The sequence below is a fragment of the Ideonella azotifigens genome (assembly GCF_006519715.1).
Lineage (GTDB): Bacteria > Pseudomonadota > Gammaproteobacteria > Burkholderiales > Burkholderiaceae_C > Ideonella > Ideonella azotifigens.
The window spans coordinates 1-5,906 of record NZ_VIDT01000336.1 but is presented as its reverse complement, the minus strand read 5'-3'; the positions used below and the strand labels follow the sequence as shown (position 1 = coordinate 5,906).

At 67.7% G+C, this 5,906-nt stretch carries 8 protein-coding genes; 2 read left to right on the top strand and 6 right to left on the bottom strand.

Features of this window, described 5'->3' with window-relative positions:
• Window positions 1–88: 88 nt before the first annotated feature.
• Window positions 89–802 carry a DNA helicase gene (locus FKP22_RS18600; RefSeq protein WP_141289163.1) on the bottom strand — a complete coding sequence of 238 codons (714 nt, stop codon included), beginning with the start codon at window positions 800–802 and terminating at the stop codon, window positions 89–91.
• Between the two features lie 201 nt (window positions 803–1,003).
• Here FKP22_RS18600 and FKP22_RS18595 point away from each other — a divergent pair, with 201 nt between their 5' ends.
• Both FKP22_RS18595 and FKP22_RS18590 read left to right on the top strand, forming a co-directional pair.
• Entirely contained in the window at window positions 1,004–1,732 is a 729-nt protein-coding gene (locus FKP22_RS18595) for a type 1 glutamine amidotransferase (RefSeq protein WP_141289161.1), read from the top strand.
• Window positions 1,733–1,863: 131 nt separating this feature from the next.
• Complete coding sequence (locus FKP22_RS18590; protein ID WP_141289159.1) at window positions 1,864–2,238, top strand: PspC domain-containing protein; 375 nt, start codon at window positions 1,864–1,866, stop codon at window positions 2,236–2,238.
• A 246-nt stretch (window positions 2,239–2,484) separates the two neighbouring features.
• Here the strand turns inward: FKP22_RS18590 and FKP22_RS18585 are convergent, their stop codons facing one another.
• From FKP22_RS18585 to FKP22_RS18565, 5 genes are all read right to left on the bottom strand, one after another.
• Window positions 2,485–3,264 carry an amino acid ABC transporter ATP-binding protein gene (locus tag FKP22_RS18585; RefSeq protein WP_141289157.1) on the bottom strand — a complete coding sequence of 260 codons (780 nt, stop codon included), beginning with the start codon at window positions 3,262–3,264 and terminating at the stop codon, window positions 2,485–2,487.
• A complete protein-coding gene (locus FKP22_RS18580; RefSeq protein WP_141289155.1) occupies window positions 3,248–3,901 on the bottom strand; it encodes an amino acid ABC transporter permease in 654 nt (217 codons plus the stop codon). Before FKP22_RS18580 ends, FKP22_RS18585 begins: the two co-directional genes overlap by 17 nt.
• Window positions 3,902–3,920: 19 nt before the next feature.
• Complete coding sequence (locus FKP22_RS18575) at window positions 3,921–4,577, bottom strand: amino acid ABC transporter permease (protein WP_141289153.1); 657 nt, start codon at window positions 4,575–4,577, stop codon at window positions 3,921–3,923.
• 54 nt (window positions 4,578–4,631) lie between these two features.
• Window positions 4,632–5,432 carry a transporter substrate-binding domain-containing protein gene (locus FKP22_RS18570; protein ID WP_141289151.1) on the bottom strand — a complete coding sequence of 267 codons (801 nt, stop codon included), beginning with the start codon at window positions 5,430–5,432 and terminating at the stop codon, window positions 4,632–4,634.
• On the bottom strand, window positions 5,429–5,906 hold a 478-nt coding region (locus FKP22_RS18565; RefSeq protein ID WP_141289149.1), incomplete at its 5' end, for a GntR family transcriptional regulator. The genes FKP22_RS18570 and FKP22_RS18565, both read right to left, overlap by 4 nt.

The following is a 5,906-nucleotide window of genomic DNA, read 5'->3' as shown; positions in this document are numbered from 1 at the left end:
CCTGTCGCCGCTGGTGGGCGACGACCGGCTGTGCCGCGAGGCGGCCACGCGGGCGACGCGTGCGGCCTGACCCGGGTTCAACTGCCGCTCAACTCCCCATCAGCAGCTGCATCTTGCCGTTGTGCAGGAAGCAGGCCTTGCTGAACAGCGACAGGTCCACCGGGTTGGGCAGGCGCACGTCGTCCAGGTCCGGGCAAGGCCGGCCGGCGGCTTCGTAGTCGCGGCGGATCTGCGACAGGCAAACGACGATGGCCTGGCGCGCCTGCGCAAAGGCCTTCAGCGTGCGCACCTGCTGGTCCAGCGGCGGGTGCTCGCGCGGCTGGTCCAGCAACTGCAGGTAGTCGATCACCGCCAGCGTGCGCGGTGGTGCGTCGGCCAGGCGCGTGGCGATGTGCTCGGCCGAAATCCGCTCGGACAGGTCGAGCACGAAGCGCGCGCCGAAGTCGGCCAGTTCATGGCCCAGCTGGCCGAAGCAGCGGGCCACGTCGGCCGCGGTGAATTCCATGGTGAACAGCGCCGCGTGTTGCCGCTGCTGCATGGCCTCTATCGCCAGGCCGATGGCCAGCAGCGTCTTGCCCTGGCCGGGGCGGGAACCGACCAGCACCAGGTCGCCGGGCTGCAGCTGCGCGAACAGCGCGGCACCGGGCGACTCGGGTTGCCAGCGCGCCGCCAGGTGGCTCCAGGCCTTGAAACCTTCGCGCGCCGCGATGCGGTCCAGCGCGGCATGCAGGCGGATGTTTTCCTGGCGAGACAAGGCCTTGGCCTGCTGCTTCAGGACGTGGATGGGCGCTGAGAGCTTCATGAGGGATCACCTTCGATGGGCGGCCGTCTTCGCGTCCCTCCTTGCGCGACCGGCCGGATCAAAGGCCATGGGTGTGCGCCAGCCCTGCATGTGAAATGCTGCCCCGTCTGGAGGGTGGGAGGCACGGGCGGTGTGCCTGGGGTGGAATGGTAGCGCGGCGGTCGCCGTAGCATCGGGCCCCCGAATTGCTTTGCGGTCCCCATGTCCTCGCCGTCCCGCCCTCGCCTGCTCATCGTGCAACCCATGGCCGACGACGGACCTGCCTACCTCGCCCGGTGGTTGCAGCAGTCGGGCCTCTCGTTTGACTTGGCCAGCGTGGCTGCAGGCGACGAAGTGCCGGCCTCGGCCGAACCGTATGACGCGATCGCGATGCTGGGCGGCGCGATGAGCGTCAACGACAACCTGCCTTTCCTCGCGCGCGCCGAAGCGCTGCTGCGCGATGCCGTGGCGCGCGGCCGACCGGTGCTGGGCCATTGCCTGGGCGGCCAGATGCTGGCCAAGGCACTTGGCGCGCCAACGACCGACAACCTGGTGCCCGAATTCGGCTGGACGCACATCACGCCAACCGGGACGCCGCTGGCGCAGGGCTGGTTCGGCCGCGGCACGCCGCTGCCGGTCTACCAGTGGCACTTCCAGACCTTTGCCCTGCCCGCAGGCGCCACGCTGCTGGCCGGCAATGCCGCCTGCCCGCACCAGGCCTTCGCTTTCGGCCCGCACCTGGGCATGCAGTTCCACATCGAGGTGGACGCCGAGAAGCTGAACCGCTGGTGCAGCGAAGCGCCGAAAGATGGCGACCCGCTGCGGCAGCACGCGACGGTGCAGGGCGAAGCAGCGATGCGGGCCGACACCACGCGCTTCCTGGCCGACAGCCAGGCTACCGCCGCGCACATTTATGCACGCTGGCTGGCGCTGGCGGGTCTGTCGAGCTGAGCCCGGCGCCGCTTCGTCGCGCGCACCGGCCAGTCCGTCGGACCCTGCCGCCATCGGTCACATCCGGCGGACACCGGCAGCGCCGAAGCCTAAGCTTCAGTCATTCCCTCTCCACGGCCCAGGAGGCTGACATGACTGAAAGCGAACAACTGAACCAGCTTGGCGAACTGCACCGCAGCGGGGTGCTGAGCGACGAGGAATTTGCCCGCGCCAAGGCCCGTGTGCTGGCCGGCAACGCGCAGCACACGCCCAGTGGCTCGCCCATCGTCGACGCGGTCAACGGCCTGCGCCGCAGCCGCGATGACCGTTGGGTTGGCGGCGTCTGCGGTGGCCTGGCGATGTCCACCGGCCTGGCCGCCTGGGCCTGGCGCCTGCTGTTCGTGCTGCTGTTCGTCTGCGGCGGCACCGGCCTGCTGGTCTACCTGCTGATGTGGTGGCTGGTGCCGCTGGCGCCGTCCATGTACATGAGCTCAGGCAGCGGTGGCAACTTCACGATGCGGAGTTGAGTGGGCGGGGAAAAAGAGGTTTCTCTTTTCCCATTCGCCCTGAGCACCCCCAACCCGTTCGCCCTGAGCCTGTCGAAGGGCCTGTGCGGCGCCAGGTTGGATGCCAATCAAAGAAGGCTTCGACAGGCTCAGCCCGAACGGGGAGAGGTGTCGTGTTTTCCGTTCACCCTGAGCTTGTCGAAGGGCCAGGGCTTCGACAAGCTCAGCCCGAACGGTGTAGATGCTCAGCCCGAACGGCAAATCGGTTCAATCGTGCAACGAAGACAGGAACTGCTGCAGTTCCGGCGTCTTCGGGCTGCCGAACAAATCCGCCGGCGGGCCCATCTCGTGCACCCGCCCCTGGTGCATGAAGATCACGCGGTCGCTGACCTTGCGGGCGAAGCTCATTTCGTGCGTGACCATCAGCAGCGTCATGCCCTCGTCGGCCAGGCTCTCGACCACGCGCAGCACCTCGCCCACCAGCTCAGGGTCCAGTGCCGAGGTGATCTCGTCGCACAGCAGCACGGCCGGCTCCATCGCCAGCGCACGGGCAATCGCCACGCGCTGCTGCTGGCCGCCGGAGAGCTGCTCGGGCATTGCGTCGAACTTCTCGGCCAGGCCCACGCGGGTCAGCAGCTTCTTCGCCTGCGCTTCGGCGTCCGCGCCGCTGCGCTTTTTCACCAGCGTGGGCGCCAGCATCACGTTGCGGCCCACGCTGAGGTGCGGGAACAGGTTGAAGCCCTGGAAGATCATGCCCACGCGCTGGCGCAGCGCGCGCATGGCCATCGCGCTTTCGTGCAGCAGCGGCTTGCCGTCCACCGTCAGCGAGCCGTCCTGGAATTCCTCCAGGCCATTGATGCACCTCAAAAGCGTGCTCTTTCCCGAGCCGCTCTTGCCGATGATGCAGACCACCTCGCCGCGCAGCACGTCCAGGTCAATGCCCTTGAGCACCTCGTTCGTGCCGAAGGACTTGCGCAGCGCGGTGATGCGCACCACGGGCGCGCCCACGGCAGTGGTCGTCTCGGTCGTCTCAAGCACGGCTGACATTCGTCTTCCTTTCGAGGTTTTTCGCGAACAGGCTGATCGGGAAGCACAGCGCGAAATAGAACAGCGCCACGCAGGCAAACACGGTGAACGGGCGGAAGGTGACGTTGGCGATCATCGAGCCGGCCTTGGTCAGCTCCACGAAGCCGATCACCGAGGCCAGCGCCGTGCCCTTGATGACCTGCACCAGGAAACCGACGGTGGGCGCGGTGGCGATCTTCACCGCCTGCGGCAGGATCACGTGGCGCATCTGCTCGCCAAACGACAAGGCCAGGCTGGTCGACGCTTCCCACTGGCCCTTGGGAATGGACGCTACACAGCCGCGCCAGATCTCCGTCAGGTAGGCGCTGGTGTAGAGCGTGAGGGCCAGCGCGGCAGCGGTCCATGGCGACACGTCCAGCCCCAGCAGCCCGAGGCCGAAGTAGCCGAGGAAGAGCTGCATCAGCAGCGGTGTGCCCTGGAAGACCTGCACATAGCCGGCGATGAAGTGCTGCGCCACCTTGCCGCCGCGCAACCGCAGCGCCAGCAACGCCGCGCCGACCACGCTGCCGCCGACAAAGGCGATCAGCGACAGCACCACGGTCCAGCGCACCGCCAGCAGCAGGTTGCGCACGATGTCCCAGGAAGTGAATTCGGTCATGCGGATATGTCCTTCTTCTTCACTTGCCGAACAGGAAGCGCGGGCCAAGCCAGTTGAACAAACGCCGCGCCAGGATGGCCAGTGCCAGGTAGGCCAGCGTGGCGATGATGTAGGCCTCGAAGGCGCGGAAGTTGCGGCTCTGGATCAGGTTGGCCGCGTAGCTCAGCTCCTCGACCGAGATCTGCCCGCAAACGGCCGAGCCCAGCATCACGATGATGATCTGGCTCACCATCGCCGGCCAGACCTTCTTCAGCGCCGGCGGCAGCACCACGCGCCAGAAGACCTGCGCCGGGCTGAGCGCCAGGCTCACCGCGGCTTCCATCTGCCCGCGCGGCGTGGCCTGCAGCCCGGCGCGGATGATCTCGGTCGCATAGGCACCGAGGTTCAGCACCATCGCGATCAGCGAGGCGGTGATCGGCGTCAGCATCACGCCCGCGGCCGGCAGGCCGAAGAAGATGAAGAACAGCTGCACGATGAAGGGCGTGTTGCGGATCAGCTCCACGTACACGCCCACGGCCCAGCGCAGCGGCGCCGGCCCCCAGGCACGGGCCCAGGCGCCGCCAATGCCTACCGCCATGCCGACGAGGGTGGCGACGACGGTGAGGCCCAGCGTCCAGGCCAGGCCCTGGAGCAGCAGCGGCCATTCGGCCAGCACGGCCCAGAAGTCGAAGGTCATGCGAAAACTCCGGTGAAGGAACGCAGGGCCGGAAGGTGATAAAGAAGTGCCTGTTTACAGAGGCAAGTCACCCGCGGTCTTGCCGAGCCACTTCTTGGACATCGCGTCCAGCGTGCCGTCCTTCTTCGCGGCGGCGATGATCTCGTTGACCTTGGCCTTCAGCGCGTCTTCGCCCTTGGCGATGCCGACGAAGCACGGACTGTCCTTGAGCAGCAGCTTGAACTCGGCGCCGGCCTGCGGGTTGCGGCGGATCATCTCGGCGGCCACCGCACCGCTCATTGCGATGGTCTGCGTCTGGCCGGCGATGAAGGCGGCCATGGTGGCGTTGTTGTCCTCGAAGCGGCGGAAGTCCACGTTGGACGGCGCAACCTTGTTCAGCTCCTGGTCCTCCATCGCGCCGCGGGTCACGGCCACGGTCTTGCCCGAAAGGTCGGCGAAGGAGGTGAGCTTGAGCTTCTTCGGTGCGAACACGCCCTGGAAGAACGGCGCGTAGGCGGCGGTGAAGTCGATCACCTTCTCGCGCTCGGCGTTCTTGCCCAGCGTGGAGATCACCAGGTCGGCCTTCTTGGTCTGCAGGTAGGGGATGCGGTTGGCGCTGGTCACCGGCACCAGCTCGACCTTCACGCCCAGCTTGGTGGCGATCAGCCGTGCCATGTCCACGTCCAGGCCCTGCGGCGCCATGTCGGGGCCGACAAAGCCGTAGGGCGGGTAGTCGGTCGGGATCGCGACCTTCAGCGTCTTGGACTTCTGGATGTTCTCCAGCGCGCTCTGGGCCTGGGCGGCACCGGCGGCGGCCAGCAGGGCGGCCGCGGTCAGGGCGGTGGTGAACAGGCGCTTGGACAGCGAATGAGTCATAACAGGGCTCCGAGGTAAGGGGAGGGATCGTCGGTGGGGGTGTCGGTTGATGCGTTCGCTGCGGGCTTGGCCTTGCGACGGCGCGGGGCCGGGGCGGGCTGGGTCTGTTGCAGTGGGGCCAGGGCCTGGCGCAGCTGGGCCAGCGGGTCGTGTTCGTCGTCGCTGGCGCGCAAGGCGTCCTGCACGGTGCCGATGTGCGCGGCCATCAGGGTTTCGGCCTCGGCGGCGTCGCCGCGCGCCAGCGCCTCGACGATGCGCACATGGTCCTCGCAGGACTCGGCTGCGTCGTGCTGCGACTGGTAGAGCATCGCGATCAGCGTGGTGCGGGCGGTGAAGTCGCGCAGCGTGTCGGCCAGCAGCGAGTTGCCCAGGCATTCGGCCAGGCAGACGTGGAAGTCGCCCAGCAGGAAGCTGCGCGCACCGACGTCGTCGCCCTTTAGCGCGGCCTTCTCGCGCTGCACGTGGGCGCGCAGC